This window comes from Aquimarina sp. ERC-38 (assembly GCF_026222555.1).
Taxonomy (GTDB): domain Bacteria; phylum Bacteroidota; class Bacteroidia; order Flavobacteriales; family Flavobacteriaceae; genus Aquimarina.
Genome location: NZ_CP098511.1, coordinates 3,659,066 through 3,679,021, shown reverse-complemented (window position 1 = coordinate 3,679,021; position 19,956 = coordinate 3,659,066). Strand labels below are relative to the sequence as shown.

The window sequence follows — 19,956 nt, the reverse complement described above, 5'->3', positions numbered from 1 at the left end:
TTATACTAAGTTTACTTATTAGTAATGGGCTTATAAGGAAAAGTTAGCGTAAAGGTTGAACCAATATCCAAATTACTTTGAACTGTTAGCGTACCTCCGATTAGCAGCGTATTCATTCGTGCAATAGCTAATCCCAATCCCAATCCTCCTAAATTTTGAGAAATATCTTTTTCCAGTCGTTCAAAATCATTAAAAATAAGTTCAATATATTCATTTGAAATACCAATACCGGTATCCTTAATTATCATAGTAATGCTTTTATCAGCAAGTACAGCTATTACCTTAATAAAACCTTTATCCGTAAATTTATAAGCATTATCCAATAGTTTGCACAAGATAATATGCACCTTTATTTTGTCAATAACAATTGGAATTAATTCCTTATCAGGATTACAATTTATGATAAAATCTACCTCCTTAGCCTCAATTTTAGTTCGATACAAGCCTTCAATCTCATCAATAATTTCTCTTAAACTTGTCGCCACCGGACGGACAGTTTCACTTTTAGATTGGAGTTTTGAAATTTCAATTATACTATCTATAATCGATATTAAATTCTCTCCGTTTTTAATAATGGTACTGGTGTATAAATTAATTTCTTCTTTTTTAATATTTTCATCAGATAATAATTCTGAAAACCCAATAATACTATTCATAGGAGTCCGTATTTCATGAGAAATATTTTGAATGAAATTACTTTTTAAGCGATCACTTTGTTCTGCTTTTTCCTTTGCAATACGTAATTCTTTTACATTTTTTCGAATTTGATATTTAAGATATCGATTTGTTGCAGCAATAAGACTTAGCACCAGTATACTAAGCAATGATAGATATAACCAAAATTTAGGTTGTTCGTATAACGGAAGAACTGAGGTAAATAGCCAATTATTCATAACTTCATCCCTTTCTTCTCTAGAGATAGAATTAATGACTTTTTCTAGAATTTCTTTAATTTTTGGATCTCTTTTAGACGTCGCTATACCTGGTTCGTATTTTAAATTGACCCGGGAACGTATTCTCAGATTTGTTAGCTTTTTATTGGTTAGTAAGTAGTAAACCAAAGCCTTTGGACCAATATAAGCATCATATGTACCCTCATTTAATAGTTCCAGGCATTTTAAGTCATTGCTTACCGTAGTAATAGATAATTTTGGATATTTCTGTAATAAGATCTCGGTAGATGCGTATTCTTTTGGTAAAATAAATTTTTTATCTAAGTAATTTTTTAAAAATTTTTCCTTTTTATCTTTATGGGTTACCAAAACGTGTTCTGAACTAAAAATAGGAGGGAAGAAGGTGAGGTAGTTTTCTTTTTCCTTGGTACTTTGTATTTCCAGGATTACATCAAGTTGTCCGGTACGGGTATCTTGAATTAACTCAGACCAGTCCATATAATGGACTTTTTTAAAGGTATATCCTAGTTTATTCTCAATCAGTTTTAGGTAATCTACAAAAATTCCATCAATCTTACCTTGTTCGTTGATAAACTGATAGGGAGGATAATAAGGATAGAGTCCTACTTTTATACTATCGGTAGCTTTTAAATATGCTTTTTCTTCTTTTGTTAAGTTTAGTTCCCGAGTACAAGAGCTGATACTATAGACAAATAAAGGTATTATCAAAAAAAGATACATTTTTTTGATCATAAAGGCTATTTAGAAAGGTTTATTTCTAAATATAGTACAATAAATGCTAAATATTTAATATTATAACTTTCAATCTTAGCTCTTGTCCGAAAAACATTGAGTTACTTATACGTTTTCTCCCCGTTTGGATATAGTGCGAATCGCCCCTTACTTTTATCGTGAACCTGATCTTTATTTGGCCAGGGCCAACCTCCGTATTCGGTAGCCTGAAAATCCCGGATTGCTTCTATAATTCCTTCTTTGGAATTTGAAACAAAGGGTCCTTGTTGTACTACAGGTTCTTCCAAAGGTTTTCCTTGCAACAGTAAAAAGTGTGCTTCACCTCCGGTATTTTTTATTGTTATTTCGTCATAAGAATGTATATGTACCCTAAGGTTTACATTTACTGAAGTTTTTGCTATTTCCACTTTTTCTCCTTTGTAAAAATAAAGGGATCGATTGGTACCTTCATTAACTTTAGGTAGCGTAAATGAACTATGTGGTGCTGATTTAATAATCCAGATGGCAACTTCACTACCTGTTTGACTGGCCCAGGATTCAGGGGCAGGAGATAAAGCCGTTTTATTTTTATAACTTCCGGCAATTAATTTAATTTCAGTGTTATTTTCTAGATAAATCGCAGGAATGTCTTCTTTCCATAACATTTTAAAAAATGGCGGAACTTTCTTTTTGTTTTTAGGTAAATTAAGCCAAATTTGGAATAGTAGAAGTTCATTTTCTTTAGTATCTTCAACTAACGGAAACATTTCCGAATGCTGTACCCCTTTTCCGGCAGTCATCCATTGTACATCACCGTTTCCGAACCTTCCGGCGGCACCTAAAGAATCCGAATGATCGACCATTCCTTTTTCAGCTATAGTAATGGTTTCAAAACCACAATGCGGATGGGCTGGAAATCCAGGAACCTTAGTACCATGATACATACTCCAACCATCTTTTCCTGAAAAATCCTGCCTCAGGTTCCTGCCCTGCAAAGTATCTGAAGGTCCAAATTGCCCGTTTCCTTTAGGATAATTGTCATGATGAAAAGCACAAAATAAAAAAGGATCGCTGGTTTTCCAAGGGAAGCCTAGTGGTTCAATAGTGATGGTTTTGTCCATAGTTTTATTTAGATAAATCTTAGTTAACTTTACAATCAACCGTTTCTCGGAAATTTCTTTTCATATGCTTTGCTCATTTTCACCTAAAACTTTTTCTCTAATTTTTTCTGTTTGTAAACCTGATAGAACTTTTATCCAAAAATCAGTATAGTTCATAAAGTGTAAATACAAGTGAAATTTACAACTAAGGTAGTTATTAGAATAGCTATAGATAAGAATCCAATACTTTTTGCAATTGTCCGGTAGAAGGAGGGGGAAGTTCTCTTGATAAAACATTAAAATTCTTATCAATTAAGAAAAATCTTGGAATATACAGCTCTGTATAAGCTTCACCTCTAATATTGGTTTTCTTTTCAGTAATGACATCCTGCAATTCATTATTTGCCTCTACCCAAAACTGATTTCTAGTTTTATTAGTTTTAGTCAAAAATGCTTTCCATTTATCCACATTTTCATCGATGGATATGGACAGAATATTTATTTTACCTTTATACTGATCAGATATTTTATCTAGATAAGGGTTTTCTGCAATACAAGGGGTACACCAGGTAGCCCAAAAATCTAATATTGTTAATTTATCAATAACCTTTTGTAGTTTAATTTTAGTACCGTCAACCGAGGTAACTTCTACATCAGGTAAAGATTCCGATTGTGCAATGATCGTATTACACAAAAGAGGAAATAAAAGAAAAAGATGCACAAATTTTTTCATAGTTTTTTAAGAATTATAAGGTTACTTATCAAAATTAGGATTACTTCTTCATACCAATCATGACAGATGTAAATATAACTTTTAATAGAAAAATAGCGGATATTTTTATCAAAAAACAAAATGAGAAAAGAAATAAAAAAATAGGATAGATTGCAGCAATTCTATGTGAATTTCCCTAAGTTTAGATCTGTATCTTCATATTTTACAAAACCATTTTTTGTAGGTAATTGCTTTTTTAACAACCAACAGGTTATAGCTTGATGCAACGAAGCCTTAGGGTTTGCCTTTGCAAAATCACGAAGATATTGATTATACATGTTGTGATCTGCAATTTCTCTTTTAAACGCGGGGTCATTTTTTCTATCTTCAAGAAGTTTCCATTGTTTTATGGCATCTTCTAACTTCTTTCCGGTATTGCTCTTTACCCAATCCATAAAATCCCCATGACAAGAAAAAGAATTGCCAATATGACCTTTCATAAAATTTCTAAAATTAGGACCAAAAGAAATGGAATCAGTAATAATGGTTTCTAGGGTAAGAGTTTCCTTCGACCAGTTAAAAGAAGAAGTTTTCTTTTTAACTTTGGATTTGGGAAGTTGTTTTCCGTTATGATCCAAAGCGTACATGATCCTGTCACGTAATTTAAATTTGGAACCCGTAGAAGAAAGCCCTGATTTTTTACAGATTGCCATCATTTCATCTTTTAACCAATACCATTTATTGAATTCTTCTCCGGAAGCAATAGTTTCAAAATCAGGCCTTTTCATTATTATTACATTCTTGTAATATAAAAATTACGCTTTTAAAACGATCCGATATCGAGCTTTACCCTCTTTCAAGTGTTGTATTGCGTCGTTGACCTGATCCATAGGATATTCCTCAACGATTGGGTAAATATCATGCCGAATGCAAAAGTCCAACATGGTTCGGGTAAGTGCCGGACTTCCCAAAGGGCTTCCGGAAAGTGTTTTTTCACCACCGATCAACCCAAATGCCGGTATTTGCATAGGTTCTAATACAGCACCCACGGTATGTAAGGTGCCTTGTGGTGCTAGTGCATTTAAGTATTCATCCCAAGGGAGTGATACATTAGTTGTATTTAAAATAAAGTCCAGTCTGCCGGTAATTGGTTCCATAGTAGATAAATCCTTTGAATTAATTACCTCATGTGCTCCCATTTTAAGAATTTGTTCTTTTTTGTCCATGCTGGAGGTAAAAGCCACTACTTTACACCCCCATTTGTTTAGAAACTGTAAAGCCATATGTCCCAATCCACCAATACCAATAACCCCTACGGTATCTGTAGGTTTTACTCCTGCCATTAGAATTGGGTTAAAAACAGTAATACCACCACATAGAAGAGGCCCTGCTTTTTTCATATCAATCCCTTTTGGTAAAGGAGTAGCCCAAGACCAGTGACAGCGAACTTTATCTGCAAAGCCTCCGTGACGCCCGATAATCGTTTCTTTTCGATTAGGACATAGGTTATGACTTCCGTTCAGGCATTGATTGCAGTGCATACATGATTCTGAGAACCAACCTAAACCTACAAGGTCACCTTTTTTAAGATGTTTGACCTGATTGCCCACTTCTTCAACTTCTCCTACAATTTCATGCCCGGGAACTAAAGGATATTGAGCGTTTCCCCAGTCATTACTAATTACACTTAGGTCCGAATGGCATATACCACAATAATGAATTTTAATATCAACTTCATCATAATTGATTTCGGGTATTTTATAAGAATACGGAGTTAGTAAACCGCCAGCTTTTTGCGCGGCAAATGCATTAATTACTTTCATATGGTGTTATTTCTATATTAGTAAGAACCTAGATGTATATTTTTAATTTCCAATCTAAATGATTCTTGTTTTTTATTGGCAAGTAGAAAAGCTACCTGTTCCAGAGTTGCCTCTGAGAAGTTAGGCATATCCAATCTTTTACCTCTGAAGGTAGGGTAAAAATCAGAAATCTTAAGAAGTACGGTTTTCCAATTCTCATCAATTTCAAAATAGTGAATATAGGCGTGTCGGTCTTCTGTATTCGTTTTTAATCGTAATTGATAACGACTGGGTTTTCCGCGAACCCTCAATGAGATATATGTAAAATTTTTAATTTCTTTTGAAGGAAAATCATAGCGAACCGAAGAGAATCCACCGTTATTTTCTAATGAAATTGTACCGGAAAAAACACCAAAACCTTTTGGGTCTAACTGAAAAGAACCGGCTGACTTACCTCCCATAACTACATCGTCAACTACTTTCCATTGCTTCATAGTAGGGTTTTTGGTGAAGTCAAAAATAGTCATAGTGGTTGGATAAACCTGAAACAAAATAATGTATAAAACACTAAAAGCTATCTTCAAGAAGTAACCTTTAATTGCTCAATTTGATTCATAAGCGCCTCTGCTTCTGCTAATTTAGTATCGCTGGCCTTACGGTTACGGTGAGAAAGTTCATAAGACTCTTTCATCAACTTTTGATATTTTTTCTCTAAAATTTCCTTTTCCGATCTTTTTTTAAATAATCCCAACATATCTTAGTTTTTATTTAAAATTACAAGTTACGATGATATACAATTATCAAATTTATCATAAAAGCTTCTTATTTAGAATCCTTTTATGCAATATGATGAGGTATCACGTTCTATTAGCCAATTATCGATTAATATTTATAAAGAAAGGGCTAGGGTTAATCAGTAATTTGATTTTGAGATTAGAATAGATTAAAACAACATATAGCTAAAGAATAAAGGTTGCATCCATACCACTTTTTTCAGTTATCAATTTTTATTATAGTTATTCCCTGTTAAATAAATATTAAAAAGAGTAACATTATTGACTAAAAAGTGTCTCATAAGATATCTTTAACGATAAACTAAGCTACTTACAAAATGAAAAATCAAATTTATCTAATTTACATGCTCTGCGTGGTTTTTTTCTTTTCCTGTAAAAAGGAATCTGATCAAATAGCCAGTGTAGAAAAAGAATATGCTATTAAAAATGAAAAGGATAGCAATGGATATGCCTATCAAGAAGTTGCCAACGATCCTACGGGTCTAAGGTTGTATACATTGGACAACGGTTTAAAGGTGTACCTGGGACAGAATCAGGAAGAACCTAAAATCCAAACTTTAATTGCGGTAAAAGCCGGATCTACCTATGATCCCGCTGATAATACCGGTCTAGCACACTACCTGGAACATATGGTCTTTAAAGGTACGGATGAAATGGGTACTCAAAATTTTGAAGAAGAGAATAAGCTGATTCAGCAGATTTCCGATTTATATGAAAAGCATAAAGCAACTTCAGATTCCGTTGCAAAAAAAGCCATTTATAAAGAAATTGACCAAATTTCAAAAGAGGCTTCAAAATTAGCGATTGCTAATGAGTATGATAAGTTGGTTAATTCCTTAGGTTCAGAAGGAACTAATGCTTTTACCTCTCAGGAGCAGACAGTTTATGTAAATAAAATCCCTTCTAACGAACTTGATAAGTGGTTACAGATAGAAAGTGAGCGTTTTAGCCAACTTGTACTTCGTTTATTTCATACGGAATTAGAAGCGGTATATGAAGAATTTAATCGCGGACAGGATAGCGACGGTCGAAAACAGTATTATGCCGTTCTGGAAGGTTTGTATCCTACTCACCCTTATGGAACTCAAACTACTATAGGTAAATCAGAACATTTGAAAAACCCTTCTATGGAGGCAATTCATAACTATTTTAATACCTATTATGTGCCTAATAATATGGCGGTCATTCTAGTTGGAGATTTGGATTATGATACTACGATAAAAATGGTAGATAAAGCTTTTGGTAGTTACGAAAAGAAAGAAGTGGTACAACCTGAATTTTCTGAAGAACAACCCATCACTTCACCTATTAAAAAAGAAATATTTGGACCTACTTCAGAATCCTTATATCTGGCATATCGAACTCCGGGAAAAGGTACTAAAGATGAAATCATGGTTAGTTTAATCGATATGATTCTGGCAAATTCAAAAGCCGGATTGATCGATTTAAACCTAAACCAAAAGCAGAAAGTACAAAATGCCTCTTCATTCACTAATTTTGATCGAGAATATGGGTTTCACCTACTTTATGGAACCCCTAAAGCAAATCAAAGTCTGGATGAGGTAAGAGACTTACTTTTAGCTCAAGTGGAACAAGTAAAAAAAGGAAATTTTGACGATTGGTTAATCGAAGCCGTAGTTAACGATTTAAAGGTAAATAAAATCAAAGAATATGAAAATGCATCTTCTGTAGCTTATGCGTACCTGGATGCTTATATCTACGATCTTCCCTGGGATGAATATTTGCAAACTTTGGATAAGATGAAAGAGATTACTAAACAGGAAGTGGTAGCATACGCAAATACATTATATGGAACTAACTACGTTGAGGTTCATAAGTTAAAAGGCGAAGACCCTTCTGTAATCAAAGTAAATAATCCGGGTATTACTCCGGTAGACCTAAACAGGGATAAGGAATCTATCTTTTTAACGAAAATTAATCAAATCGAGTCTCCGGAACTATCACCTAAGTTTGTAAATTACCAAACCGCTATTTCGAAAGCAAACACAACTTCCGGATTACCTCTTGCTTATGTGAAAAATGAAAATAACGATCTTTTTGAACTTAATTTTATTCTGGACATGGGGCAGGATCACAACAAAAAGGTTTCCCTGGCCACCGGATATCTAAATTTTCTAGGTACTGATACGTATACTCCTGAAGACTTACAGAAAGAATTCTATAAATTAGGGGTTAACTATTCTGTTACCGCATCCTCTGACCGGACTATTATAAAACTATCCGGATTAGAAGAAAACCTGGACAAAGGCTTAAAGTTACTGGAGCATTTACTAGAAAATGCTAAAGCAGATCCTAAAACCTATGCAGATTATGTAGATAGTATCCTAAAGGGTAGAGAAGATGGCAAGACACAAAAAGGTAATATTTTATGGAATGGATTGTTTAACTACGGTAAATATGGCGAGAACTCACCCTTACGTAATATCTATACCGCTCAGGAATTAAAGGATTTAAACCCGGAGGAATTAGTAAACACTATTAAAGATTTGAAGAATTATAAGCATCGGTTATTTTATTATGGAAAAGACGTTGATAACGCTATTAAGGTAGTAGATCAATACCATAGCATTCCGGAAAACTTAAAAGATTATCCTGAACAAACTATCTACGAACAGAAAGAAACCGGGGGTAATGTATATTTTGTAAATTATGATATGGTACAGGCAGAAATGCTATTACTTGCTAAAGGTTCGGAGTTTGATGCGGAGAAGATGGCTGGTTCGTTATTATTTAACACCTATTTTGGTAGCGGACTTTCTTCTATAGTTTTTCAGGAGATTAGAGAATCTAAATCTTTAGCCTATTCAGCTTTTTCACAATATGCTCAGGCTCGAGATAAAGGTAAGAGCAATTATTTATACGCCTATATTGGTACACAGGCAAATAAAATGCCGGAAGCCGTAGATGCGATGATGGATTTAATGACCACAATGCCCGAAGCTCAGGAACAGTTTGAACAAGCTAAAGAGGCCACTTTAAAAAAGATAGCAGCGCAACGTATCACCAAGGCTAATATTTTCTGGAATTATGAAAGGTTAAAGAGGTTAGGTATCACAAACGATAACAGAGAAGCAATCTATAACCAAATCAAATCCATGACTATGTCTGATCTCAAAGGTTTCTTTGAAGAAAATATTAAAGGGGAACAGTATAACATGCTGGTTATAGGTAATAAAAAAGATGTAGATTTAAAAGCATTACAGAAAATAGGTAAAGTACAGGAATTAGAGATTGACTACCTCTTTAATTACGAAAATAGTGATGAAGCCGTAAAATTGTAAATCAAAAGTAAATAAATAAGTTGCCGGAAGACTAAGTAATCCTAAGTTTTTCGGCAATTTTATTATTCAAAACCATCTATAAAGCGTATAAATCAAAATAAGATATTTCCTTTTTAATATTTGAATTTATAGCTTTGCCTTATAGTAATCTGTATATTTGAGGCTCACTTTAGAAAATAATTACGTTTACAAATGAATCTTTTAGAAGGAAAAACTGCTATCATTACCGGAGCAACCCGTGGTATCGGAAAAGGCATAGCCACAACTTTTGCAAAACAAGGTGCTCATATTGCCTTTACTTATAGTAGTTCTGTCGATGCGGCCATTTCGCTTGAAAAAGAATTAAAAGAAATGGGGGTTAATGCAAAAGGGTATCAGAGTAATGCTGCAGATTACGAGCAATCTCAGGAATTAGTGGCACAAATACTTAGGGATTTTGATGGAAAAATTGATGTATTAGTAAACAATGCCGGAATCACTAAAGACAATCTATTAATGCGAATGGGAGAAGATGATTTTGATGCAGTAATCCAGGTAAATTTAAAGAGTGTCTTTAACATGACTAAAGCTGTACAAAAAACCATGCTACGACAGAGGAAAGGTAGTCTTATTTTTATGAGTTCCGTAGTGGGGGTTAAAGGAAACGCGGGTCAGGCTAATTATGCAGCTTCAAAAGCAGGAATTATTGGTTTTGCTAAATCCGTAGCACTCGAACTCGGTTCCCGGAACATTCGTAGTAACGTGATTGCTCCCGGCTTTATTGAAACAGAAATGACCGGGAAACTGGATGATAAAGTAGTAGAAGAATGGCGAAAAGCCATCCCTTTGAAACGGGGAGGAACTCCTCAAGATATCGCAGATGCCTGTGTTTTTATGGCGAGTGATTTAAGTGGTTATATTACCGGTCAGGTATTACAGGTAGACGGCGGAATGCTTACCTAACTTATTTCTTTAATTAAGCCTAAGCCAATTTTATGCAATCAGAAACCGTGGTATTGATCGTAGGAGCTATATGTGTAGCCTTATCAATTACCTGGTTTCAATATTTCTTTAAACAAAAAGAAAAGATCAATTGGATTTTAGCTTCACTACGCTTTTTAAGTATACTAATCGTATTAATTTTATTAATCAATCCATCCCTTACCAAACGTAGTTTTGAGTCAATTAAACCTATTTTAACTGTAGCTGTAGATAATAGTGCTTCCATTGCCTACCTTGAAGAAGATAAAAATACTTCACAATTCATTTCAGAATTAAAAGCTAACGAAGATTTAAACAAAAAGTTTGACCTTAATTTGATTAGTTTTTCAAATCATCTACTGGATTCACTACATCTTAGTTTTAAAGATAAGCAAACGAATATTGAAAAAAGTCTGAATGAAATTGATCAAATATATAAAGGTACGTTAGCACCTATTGTATTAGTTAGTGATGGTAACCAAACGGTAGGTAAAGATTATACCTATAAGGGAACTTTGTATAAACAACAAATTTTCCCAATAGTTATAGGAGATACTGCTCAAACTAAGGATAGTAAAATTGAATGGTTAAACGTAAATCGATATGCTTTTTTAAAGAATAAATTTCCGGTAGAAGTTTTGGTTTCCAGTAATGTACAAAAGGATAGCGAGTTTAAAGTATATCAAAAAGGAAAAGTAGTTTATCGGCAAAAGCTTTCTTTCTCTTCGGAAGTTACTTCAAAAATAATCAACTTTACCCTACCTGCTTCCCGTTCTGGGATTCAAAAATACCGTGCAGTCCTGGAACCGGATCCGGATGAAAGAAATACGGTAAATAATCAAAAGAATTTTGCTGTTGAAGTAATTGAACAAAAAACACAAGCCCTGATTATTTCCAACATCATACATCCCGATATCGGGGCGTTTAAAAAAAGTATTGAAAGCCAGGAGAATCGTTCTGTAGTCATTAAAAAACCAGGGGAAGTTACTAATTTTGAAGATTTCCAGTTGATATTGTTATACCAACCTGATGCTTCATTTAAAAGTATTATGACAAGCCTACAAACAGCTAAAAAGAATTACTTAATAGTAAGTGGAGAATCTACGGATTGGCGATTTTTAAACGGCGCGCAAAAATTAATTTCGCAAGAGCTTACCGGGCAAACCGAATATTATCAACCCAAAATAAATACGTTATATAACAGCTTCCTGGTGAGTCCCAATATCTTTAATGAATATCCGCCTTTAGTTGGGGCATTCGGAGAGGTTCGTTTACTAACAACCTCGGATATTTTAATGTACCGAACGATCAATTCCATTGAAACGGAAGATCCTTTGTTGGTTACTTTTGAAACCGAAGGGCAGCGCCATGGTTTTTTGTTGGGAGAAGGTTTTTGGAAATGGAGGTCTTATGCCTATACTCAGAACAAGTCTTTTGAATCCGTTGATCTGTTTATAGCTAAAATTGTTCAATATTTATCATCTACTAAAAAAAGAAGCCGGTTGAACGTATTTTCCGAATCTTTTTATTATAGCAATGCAGGAGTAGTTATCAAAGCAGAGTATTTTACTAAAAACTACGAATTTGATAAAAGGGCAAGATTAACCATCACTATTAGCAATAAAGATAAAAGCTTTGTAAAAAGTGTACCATTACTATTAAAAGATAGTACTTATGAAGTAGAACTTAGCGACCTTCCCCCCGGGGATTATAAATATACGGTCTCGGTAAAAGGTGAAGAAATAGCAGTATCTGATTCCTTCTCAGTTTTAGAATTTGATGTGGAAAAACAAAGCTTGTCCGCTAATCTGGCAAGTTTACGACAACTTGCCACTGACACAGAAGGTAAATTATATACTATTGATCAGAAAGATAGCTTGGTTCGGGATTTGCTATCAGATAAAAGGTATCAAACCGTTCAAAGAAGTAAAGTAACACAAATTTCCATTATTGATTGGAAAATTCTATTAGCCTTGTTACTCCTCTTATTAGCAACCGAATGGTTTGTTCGAAAATACAAAGGATTAATATAATTTAAATCATTATGGATAGATTACCAAAAATCGGAGTGCCGATTTTAATTGCAATTGTTTTACTAATTATTTTTATCTCAAAATCTACGGTGACGATAAGTTCCGGAGAAGCAGGGGTATTATATAAAACCTTTAGTGGTGGGGTAGTCACCGATGCGCCCCCTCTAGGAGAAGGCTTTCACCTGGTAGCTCCCTGGAATAAAGTAATTGTATACGAAGTACGACAACAGGAAGCATTTGAAAAAATGCAGGTATTATCATCAAACGGATTGGAAATTAAGTTAGAAGCATCGGCCTGGTATCAACCTGATTATAATAAACTTGGCTTATTGCATCAGCAGAAGGGCGAGGAATACAAATCCCGAGTACTTTTACCTACCATTCGTTCTGCAGCACGTAGTGTAGTGGGGCGGTACACCCCGGAACAGCTATATTCAAGCAAAAGAGATGTAATCCAACAGGAAATCTTTGAAGAAACAAAAAAAATCGTGGAAAATCAGTTTATTCAGCTAAATGAGATACTTGTAAGGGACGTAACTTTACCACCAACGATTAAAGATGCGATCGAACGTAAACTACGTCAGGAACAGGAATCTTTAGAATATGAGTTTAGGTTAGCTAAAGCTAAAAAAGAAGCAGAACGACAAAAAATTGATGCGGAAGGTAAAGCTGTGGCAAACCAAATTCTAAGCGCGTCCCTTACCGATAAAATCCTAACGGAAAAAGGAATAGAAGCTACCCTGGAGTTAGCAAAATCACCAAATTCAAAAGTGATTGTAGTAGGTTCAGGTGAAAGTGGAATGCCTTTAATACTAGGCAATCAATAGTCACAAACCGGTACTTAGCTTTAACAAAAAACCCTGCAAATCGCAGGGTTTTTTGTTAATAAGGGTGGAAGATCGGTCTCGAACCGACGACCTCCTGAACCACAATCAGGCGCTCTAACCAACTGAGCTACAACCACCATTTAAATTGAGCATGCAAAAATAAAATATTTATACCGTTAGTACAAGTATTTTGAACTTAAATTAAATCAAAAATTGAATCAACCGCTACATAACGTTCAGCGGTAAAACCTTCTGCATAATCCGTACCTATCAACCTACCAAAATCGGCTGCCCTATAGCTAATACTATCTTTAAAATTTTGGCTAGATATGGGAGTAGACGGCTTATCCGTAGCTTCTTTGGTAAAAAACTGAGAAGCATATGCCTCTACACTTTTTATTTTTATATCCATATAGCCCGAGATATCAACTACAAAATCCGGGGTAATGGATTTCCACTGGATATAATGGTACACCTGTTTTGGACGCCACTTTCTCTGTTGTCCTCCGTCCTGGTCAGTTACGATTTTTTCAAGTCCGGATAAAAAACAAGCATCGCTTACCAATTGGCTCCCTTTACCATGATCAATATGTCGATCTTCAATAGCATTACAAAAAACAATCTCCGGACGGTATTTTCGTAAAATTTTAATGATTTCTAACTGATGTTTTTCATCATTCTGAAAAAAACCGTCCCTGAATTTTAAGTTCTCCCTTACATCAACCCCCAGAATTTTAGCTGCTTTATCGGCTTCTTGTTGTCTTAAGGTAGCAGAACCCCGGGTTCCTAATTCCCCACGAGTTAAATCGATAATTCCTGCTTTTTTACCCTTACTAATTTCTTTTGCCAGCGTACCGGCACAACTTAATTCTACATCATCCGGATGCGCTCCAAAAGCTAAAATATCTAGTTTCATAAAAGGATGCTATTAAGTGGGTACGGAATATTGCTGGTTTTTAACTACTCGTAAAGCTTGCTCAATATCTTCAATTAAATCTTCTGCTTCTTCAATACCTAAACTAAAACGTAATAATCCGTTTCGAATTCCCTGATGATAGCGTTCTTCTTCCGTAAGCAGGGCGTGTGAAGTTAGTGTAGGGGATAGGATTGTACTTTCTACTCCCGCAAGGCTCATTGAACTTTTAATAAGCTGTAATTTCTTTTGAAAAAGTGAAGAATCTATATTTTCTTTTAATTCAAAAGAGAGCATGCCTCCGTAAGCTTTCATTTGTTGAGAGGCTACAGCATGATCCGGGTGGCTTTCTAGCCCTGGATAGTACACTTGCGCCACATCTTCATGTTGAGATAGCCACTGAGCCAAAGCCATTGCATTTTCATTTTGTTGTCTTACCCGTAAACCTAAGGTTTTGATACTCCGCTCCAGCATCCACACCGTAAAATCACTTAAGCTCCCTCCAAAGTTAATGGCCATTTTAAAAATACGTTGCATATTCTCTTCTGTAGAAACAACCGCACCGGCAAGGATATCACTATGTCCGCCTAGATATTTAGTAGCCGAATGAATAACGATATCCACGCCCAATAAAATTGGATTTTGATTGACCGGTGAGGCAAAGGTATTGTCTATCATGGTCATCAAACCGTGTTTCTTAGCTAATTTTGTTACAGAAGCAATATCGGTAACGGTTAGTAAAGGATTTGAAGGGGTTTCGATATAAATAACTTTAGTATTAGATTTTATATATTCTTCAAAACCGTTTCCATTTTTTGCATCTACAAATGTATGTTCAATACCAAATCTTTTAAATTCCTCAATAACTAAATTTATAGTCCCACCGTAAAGATTCCGTTGTAAGATAATGTGATCTCCCTGTTGTAAAAAAGCAAATAAAGAAGTACTTATGGCAGCCATCCCGCTACCAAAGATCAGTCCTGACTCCGCATGTTCTAATTTTGCAATTTTCTTAGAAAGTGCTTGTTGGTTTGGGGTATTAAAATATCTGGGATATCGCTTTTCATCAACCCCGTCAAATGCGTAAGAGGTTGATAAATAAATAGGAGAAATAGCTCCTTTAAACTGAGTATCTATTAGTTCCCCGTAATGAGTACAAATGGTATTAAATCCTTTTTCGTTTGAGTTCATGTTAATGCTTGGAATTTTTGGCTAAAAATACAACATCATAAAGGGATTTCTTTAAAAAATGGCTAAAAATCTACATAATAGGTTCATAATAGATAATTCGCTCTCTAAGTTGAATTAAGAAATTACGCTACGGCAATAACAGAAATTTCAACATTAACAAATTTAGGAAGCGCTGCCACGGCCACAGTTTCTCTTGCCGGAGCGGTATCTTCTTTAAAATAAGAGCCGTATACTTCGTTCACCTCAGTAAAATTATGCATATCACTAAGGAAAATGGTAGTTTTTATTACATTTTCAAACGTCATATCGTTCTCAGCCAATACGGCTTTTAAATTAAGCATTACTTGTTTGGTTTCTTCTTTAATTGAATCTAAAACCAGTTCGTTAGTTTCGGGATTGATTGCAATTTGTCCCGAAGTATACAACATATTACCTGTTTTAACCGCCTGATTATAAGGTCCAATGGGCGCTGGGGCTTTTTTAGTATTAATAATTTGTTTCAAAATAATTTTCTTTAATAAGTTAATGTAATTTAATTTTGATTTAGTTAGATATGATTAGATAACTGGTCTTTTGGTCGTCGAAATACTTAAAACTTTTACAACCTGCGGTCCGGTTGCCTTCTTTTATCATATTTAATATCACTTAATACGGATGATTTTATACCAATAAAAAAGTTCCAGGAAGTTCGTTCACTAAAGGGAATCCAGTTAAAACTTAATCGCCAGCTATCTAAATCTCTTTGAAATCGTAGATTTGTAAAGGTAAACCCGGGGTTTCTTAAATCATAACCTGAGGATACCCCTACGGACCACTTGGGAGCAAGTTCCACATCTCCCGTAAACATAAGGGTGTGCGAACTAATATCATTTTCTCTACGGCTGTTTGAGTAATTGATTACATAGGTCAAATTTAAGGTCCAGGGTACTTTAAAATTATAATTTTCTACTTCTTTTTTTTCTTTATTCTCGTTTTTCCGATCAAAACTTTGTTCGTCCCCAAAATTTGTTCCGCCTCCAAATAGGTTGTCTGTTCTTCCACCGTTTCTTAAGGTTTGATTTTTAAGAGGGTCATCTTCTTCAACCCTCTGGAAATCTTTACTAGAAAAGGAATAGCCAAAATTGGCATTAGCCCGGGTAAGCCTGAATAAACTTCCGCCGTTATTTATATTCCAAGTATCTATACGTACGTTATTATTATCCAGGGCATAAGGATCCAGTTGTGCCGAGAAATTAATATCCAGCTTTCCGGTAATTATCGGTATATTACCACTAATAGAAACCGGACTTAACCTCAAGGAGTCCCCCGCCAGGTTATAAGAAGAACGAATGGACAGGTTATTTAAAAATACAATCTTCTTTAATTCAGTAGCAGTGGTATCTTTATCCTTTACCTTAGCTTCCAGATTATTACTTACCCCAAAACCAATACTACTTGAGAATACGTTACTGGGAGCCCCGTAAAAACTACCATCAAATATAGAATACTCCACCTCTTCAAACTCCTCAACTTCCGGAGTTGTAGGATTATCCGTAACTGGTCGGGTATAGGTTCGGTAAGAATTATTAAAAGCAGGATTGATATTATAACTAATAGAAGGCCGAAGCGTATGACGAATTGCCTGTATTTTTTTATCTTTCTTAAAATTAAACGTACCGTAAATAGTGGTCCCTAAACTTGTTGAAAAATTGTAGGTACGATAGGCTTCAAATCCGGAAATAGTATCTCGAACTACCATATCCGTTTCTTCATCAAAACGTTGTTCATAAGTTTCAAAAACCCAATTTTCTTCCAAGGTGGTACCCATAGAAGCACTGAAATATTTAAAAATTTTAAAGTTAGTGCTCAAAGGAACGCTATGTTGTAGTCCCATACGGGTATTTTCAAACATACGTGCGGTGAATAAAAGGCTATCTAGGGTCTGAATTTGATTTTCTCCCCTAAAGTTGTATTGTGTATTAATATTATGTATGATTCCTTTTTTGGTTCCGGTTTTAGGAGCAAACGGAAAGACACGGGAAACGCTGGCACTTACATTAGGCAAGGTAAGATTTACAATACCCGTATTCACATTAGAATTATGCGTAGCCGCTACATTTACATTTACTTGAGGATCACCGGTAAATGTTCTAGCATAAGAGATAGATGAATTCAACGTATTATTTAAAAAGTTACCAGTATTTAACTGATTAGTGGATTGCCTGAAAAAATCACTACTCCCGAAGTTTACGGATGCTGAAAAGCGTGAATTAGGATTGGATTTCGCATCCTGGCTATGGGACCATTGTATATTATAGGAGGTAGTTTGAGAAAAATCCGGAAATCCGCGTTCACTTTGTAAATTATTCTCGTATCGAACCCTAAAATTACCGGAAAACTTATAACGCAGGGCATATTGCGTTTGAGTAAGTAAGGTGTAACTTCCGTTTGTATAGTAATCTCCGGTTACAGTTAAATCCGCATAATCGCTTACAGCAAAATAATAACCTCCGTTTTGTAAAAAATAACCACGCGTATTTTCTTCTCCGTAACTGGGAATGATAAATCCCGAAGTCCTCTTTTCCTGTAACGGAAAATAACCAAAGGGTAACCCCAGGGGGGTAGGTACATCAGCAATATACATATTGACCAATCCGGTAACAATTTTTTTCTTGGGTACTAATTTGATTTTACGGGCGTAAAAATAGTAATCCGCTTCATCCACATTTTCTGAAGTCGTAAACTTAACATTACTCATATAGATCACCGAATCATTTACCCGTTTGGACACTTCCCCTTTAATATTCATTTCTCCTTGTTTGGTACGAGAATTATAGATAAGGGCACGTTCCGTATCAAAATTAAAACGTATGGAATCAGGTTCTACTACATTTTGCGCCTGTTTAAAAATGGGGGTTTGCGTATACACTCCCGTAGAATCTTTAATTCCGTAAGCATATACCTCGTTTTTTTCGTTATCTACAATAATATATCCGGCATTGATTTGCATATCCCCGTATATAATTTCGGCTTCATTATATAGGTACATCTTATTTTCCCGTCGGCTCAAACGCATGTAATCTTTTGATTTATACCTTACATTATCCGTTAATAAAGAAGGTTCCGGTAGCGTATCTTTTTTTACAGTATCCTGTACTTTTTCATTTACAGGATTTGCAGGAACATTGGTAAGAGTGTCTCTAGAAAGTTGTGACTTAAGAATAGTAGTATCAATTGGGTTTTCAACCGGAACTTTATTTGTTTTTCCGAATTCTTGAGCGCTAACATTGCACCAGCACAGAAGTGAAAAACTTAATAAATAAAGTATGTGAACTACCTTTGTTTGCAATGGTTTTAATTCTATTTTTGTAAAACTATGGCTCAGTTTTTGAAGTGGCAAAATTACATTTATTTTTGTTCAAGCAGTTGCAATAAAATAAATTTATTTTTAAGGCAATTGTCAGATATAATATGAACTTACAAAATGCTGAAGCTCTCGTATAACAAACGAGTGGTCGTAGTAAATGTTTCAGGTATAAGGATGATATGAGAGAAACGAGATTTTTAGTGGTGCTAATTGTGGTATTTCTTTTACCAATTCAGAAAAAAGTCAGCGCGGCCCTTAAAACGGATACTAAAGACAAATTTGTAGTGGTATTAGATGCCGGGCACGGGGGGCACGATCCGGGCAATCGGGGAAATGGTTATAAGGAAAAGGATATTGCTTTAAAAGTAGTATTGGCAGTAGGTAAGTTGCTGGAAGCAGACGGAAGGTTTGAGGTAATATACACCCGTAAATCTGATAAATTTGTGGAATTATTTGAGCGAGGTAAAATTGCGAATAAGGCTAAAGCGGATTTATTTGTCTCCATACACTGCAATTCTCACAGGTCGCAAGCCTATGGTACGGAAACTTTTGTTTTAGGATTAAATGCTAACAACAAAAACTTTGAAGTAGCAAAAAATGAGAACTCGGTAATTTTATTGGAGGATAATTATCAGGCAAATTACGACGGTTTTGATCCTAATGCACCGGAATCTATTATTGGTCTCACCTTATTACAAGAAGAATATTTAGATCAAAGTTTGCACCTGGCAAGTGTAGTAGAAAAAGAATTTACTAAAAATTTAAAAAGAAAGAGTCGTGGTGTCAAACAAGCCGGATTTATTGTTTTACACCAAACCTATATGCCTAGTGTTTTAATTGAACTGGGTTTTTTAACCAATAATCGAGAGGGTAAATATTTAAATTCGAAAATTGGTCAAACTAATATGGCAAATGCTATTACTGCTTCTATTATCAATTATAAAGACGGCCTGGACGAATCTTATGTGAATGAAGAAATTGTTGTAGAAAATGCGCCGGATGCTCAGAAAAAAGAAGTTTCTCCTGAAGTAGCTAAAAATGATAACAAAGCCGAACTACCTTCTAAGGAGTTGTTTTTTAAAGTGCAAATCGCAGCAAGTTCACAAAATTTAAAACTGGATGCGTCAAACTTTAAAGGTCTTACTCATCTTTCTAAAGAAAAAGTAGGTAGTGTGTATAAGTACTATTTTGGGCAGACTTTTTCTTATCAAGAAGCCTGTGAATTACAGGAAGAAGTAAAGACAAAAGGCTACGAAGCAAGTTTTGTGGTAGCCTTTAAAAACAATAAACCTATTTCGCTTCAAGAAGCAATAAAAGACATGAAAAATTAGACTTATTGGTGATAAAGACT

The 19,956-nt window shown here is 34.9% G+C and carries 16 protein-coding genes and 1 tRNA gene; 5 read left to right on the top strand and 12 right to left on the bottom strand.

The window, feature by feature from the left end; all coding sequences use genetic code 11:
* Window positions 1-11 precede the first annotated feature (11 nt).
* The 7 genes from NBT05_RS15350 to NBT05_RS15320 all read right to left on the bottom strand — a co-directional run bounded on the left by NBT05_RS15350 (window position 12) and on the right by NBT05_RS15320 (window position 5,993).
* Window positions 12-1,622: a transporter substrate-binding domain-containing protein gene (locus tag NBT05_RS15350; protein ID WP_265770764.1), complete on the bottom strand. Its 1,611-nt coding sequence runs from the start codon at window positions 1,620-1,622 to the stop codon at window positions 12-14.
* A gap of 125 nt (window positions 1,623-1,747) precedes the next feature.
* Complete coding sequence (locus tag NBT05_RS15345) at window positions 1,748-2,746, bottom strand: pirin family protein (protein WP_265770763.1); 999 nt, start codon at window positions 2,744-2,746, stop codon at window positions 1,748-1,750.
* 205 nt (window positions 2,747-2,951) lie between these two features.
* Window positions 2,952-3,458 carry a TlpA family protein disulfide reductase gene (locus NBT05_RS15340; protein ID WP_265770762.1) on the bottom strand — a complete coding sequence of 169 codons (507 nt, stop codon included), beginning with the start codon at window positions 3,456-3,458 and terminating at the stop codon, window positions 2,952-2,954.
* 161 nt (window positions 3,459-3,619) lie between these two features.
* Window positions 3,620-4,225: a DUF6434 domain-containing protein gene (locus NBT05_RS15335; protein WP_265770761.1), complete on the bottom strand. Its 606-nt coding sequence runs from the start codon at window positions 4,223-4,225 to the stop codon at window positions 3,620-3,622.
* Window positions 4,226-4,252: 27 nt separating this feature from the next.
* Window positions 4,253-5,260, bottom strand: a complete 1,008-nt coding sequence (gene ahr / locus NBT05_RS15330; RefSeq protein WP_265770760.1) for an NADPH-dependent aldehyde reductase Ahr — start codon at window positions 5,258-5,260, stop codon at window positions 4,253-4,255.
* Window positions 5,261-5,277: 17 nt separating this feature from the next.
* Window positions 5,278-5,733: a CIA30 family protein gene (locus tag NBT05_RS15325; RefSeq protein ID WP_265770759.1), complete on the bottom strand. Its 456-nt coding sequence runs from the start codon at window positions 5,731-5,733 to the stop codon at window positions 5,278-5,280.
* An 86-nt stretch (window positions 5,734-5,819) separates the two neighbouring features.
* Window positions 5,820-5,993 (bottom strand): Lacal_2735 family protein, encoded by a 174-nt coding sequence (locus NBT05_RS15320; RefSeq protein ID WP_265770758.1) that lies wholly within the window; start codon window positions 5,991-5,993, stop codon window positions 5,820-5,822.
* Window positions 5,994-6,350: 357 nt separating this feature from the next.
* Here NBT05_RS15320 and NBT05_RS15315 point away from each other — a divergent pair, with 357 nt between their 5' ends.
* The 4 genes from NBT05_RS15315 to NBT05_RS15300 all read left to right on the top strand — a co-directional run bounded on the left by NBT05_RS15315 (window position 6,351) and on the right by NBT05_RS15300 (window position 13,155).
* Window positions 6,351-9,335: a M16 family metallopeptidase gene (locus tag NBT05_RS15315; protein ID WP_265770757.1), complete on the top strand. Its 2,985-nt coding sequence runs from the start codon at window positions 6,351-6,353 to the stop codon at window positions 9,333-9,335.
* Window positions 9,336-9,527: 192 nt separating this feature from the next.
* Window positions 9,528-10,277, top strand: coding sequence for a 3-oxoacyl-[acyl-carrier-protein] reductase (gene fabG, locus NBT05_RS15310; protein ID WP_265770756.1), 750 nt, complete (start codon window positions 9,528-9,530; stop codon window positions 10,275-10,277).
* Between the two features lie 32 nt (window positions 10,278-10,309).
* Window positions 10,310-12,328, top strand: a complete 2,019-nt coding sequence (locus NBT05_RS15305; RefSeq protein WP_265770755.1) for a VWA domain-containing protein — start codon at window positions 10,310-10,312, stop codon at window positions 12,326-12,328.
* Between the two features lie 11 nt (window positions 12,329-12,339).
* A complete protein-coding gene (locus NBT05_RS15300) occupies window positions 12,340-13,155 on the top strand; it encodes a prohibitin family protein (protein ID WP_265770754.1) in 816 nt (271 codons plus the stop codon).
* Between the two features lie 62 nt (window positions 13,156-13,217).
* Here the strand turns inward: NBT05_RS15300 and NBT05_RS15295 are convergent.
* The 5 genes from NBT05_RS15295 to NBT05_RS15275 all read right to left on the bottom strand — a co-directional run bounded on the left by NBT05_RS15295 (window position 13,218) and on the right by NBT05_RS15275 (window position 18,587).
* Window positions 13,218-13,293: transfer RNA gene (locus NBT05_RS15295), tRNA-His, on the bottom strand.
* Between the two features lie 58 nt (window positions 13,294-13,351).
* Complete coding sequence (gene bshB1, locus NBT05_RS15290; protein ID WP_265770753.1) at window positions 13,352-14,071, bottom strand: bacillithiol biosynthesis deacetylase BshB1; 720 nt, start codon at window positions 14,069-14,071, stop codon at window positions 13,352-13,354.
* Window positions 14,072-14,083: 12 nt separating this feature from the next.
* Window positions 14,084-15,259: a trans-sulfuration enzyme family protein gene (locus tag NBT05_RS15285; RefSeq protein WP_265770752.1), complete on the bottom strand. Its 1,176-nt coding sequence runs from the start codon at window positions 15,257-15,259 to the stop codon at window positions 14,084-14,086.
* 122 nt (window positions 15,260-15,381) lie between these two features.
* Complete coding sequence (locus NBT05_RS15280) at window positions 15,382-15,762, bottom strand: RidA family protein (RefSeq protein WP_265770751.1); 381 nt, start codon at window positions 15,760-15,762, stop codon at window positions 15,382-15,384.
* A 95-nt stretch (window positions 15,763-15,857) separates the two neighbouring features.
* Window positions 15,858-18,587, bottom strand: a complete 2,730-nt coding sequence (locus NBT05_RS15275; RefSeq protein WP_265770750.1) for a putative LPS assembly protein LptD — start codon at window positions 18,585-18,587, stop codon at window positions 15,858-15,860.
* A gap of 197 nt (window positions 18,588-18,784) precedes the next feature.
* Between NBT05_RS15275 and NBT05_RS15270 the strand changes: the two genes are divergently transcribed.
* Complete coding sequence (locus tag NBT05_RS15270; RefSeq protein ID WP_265770749.1) at window positions 18,785-19,936, top strand: N-acetylmuramoyl-L-alanine amidase family protein; 1,152 nt, start codon at window positions 18,785-18,787, stop codon at window positions 19,934-19,936.
* The last annotated feature ends 20 nt before the right edge of the window (window positions 19,937-19,956 follow it).

Coding starts and splice junctions, on each gene's coding strand:
- NBT05_RS15345 (WP_265770763.1), bottom strand. CDS start 2,746: ATGGACAAAACCATCACTATTGAACCACTAGGCTTCCCTTGGAAAACC.
- NBT05_RS15340 (WP_265770762.1), bottom strand. CDS start 3,458: ATGAAAAAATTTGTGCATCTTTTTCTTTTATTTCCTCTTTTGTGTAAT.
- NBT05_RS15335 (WP_265770761.1), bottom strand. CDS start 4,225: ATGAAAAGGCCTGATTTTGAAACTATTGCTTCCGGAGAAGAATTCAAT.
- ahr (WP_265770760.1), bottom strand. CDS start 5,260: ATGAAAGTAATTAATGCATTTGCCGCGCAAAAAGCTGGCGGTTTACTA.
- NBT05_RS15325 (WP_265770759.1), bottom strand. CDS start 5,733: ATGAAGCAATGGAAAGTAGTTGACGATGTAGTTATGGGAGGTAAGTCA.
- NBT05_RS15320 (WP_265770758.1), bottom strand. CDS start 5,993: ATGTTGGGATTATTTAAAAAAAGATCGGAAAAGGAAATTTTAGAGAAA.
- NBT05_RS15315 (WP_265770757.1), top strand. CDS start 6,351: ATGAAAAATCAAATTTATCTAATTTACATGCTCTGCGTGGTTTTTTTC.
- fabG (WP_265770756.1), top strand. CDS start 9,528: ATGAATCTTTTAGAAGGAAAAACTGCTATCATTACCGGAGCAACCCGT.
- NBT05_RS15305 (WP_265770755.1), top strand. CDS start 10,310: ATGCAATCAGAAACCGTGGTATTGATCGTAGGAGCTATATGTGTAGCC.
- NBT05_RS15300 (WP_265770754.1), top strand. CDS start 12,340: ATGGATAGATTACCAAAAATCGGAGTGCCGATTTTAATTGCAATTGTT.
- bshB1 (WP_265770753.1), bottom strand. CDS start 14,071: ATGAAACTAGATATTTTAGCTTTTGGAGCGCATCCGGATGATGTAGAA.
- NBT05_RS15285 (WP_265770752.1), bottom strand. CDS start 15,259: ATGAACTCAAACGAAAAAGGATTTAATACCATTTGTACTCATTACGGG.
- NBT05_RS15270 (WP_265770749.1), top strand. CDS start 18,785: ATGAGAGAAACGAGATTTTTAGTGGTGCTAATTGTGGTATTTCTTTTA.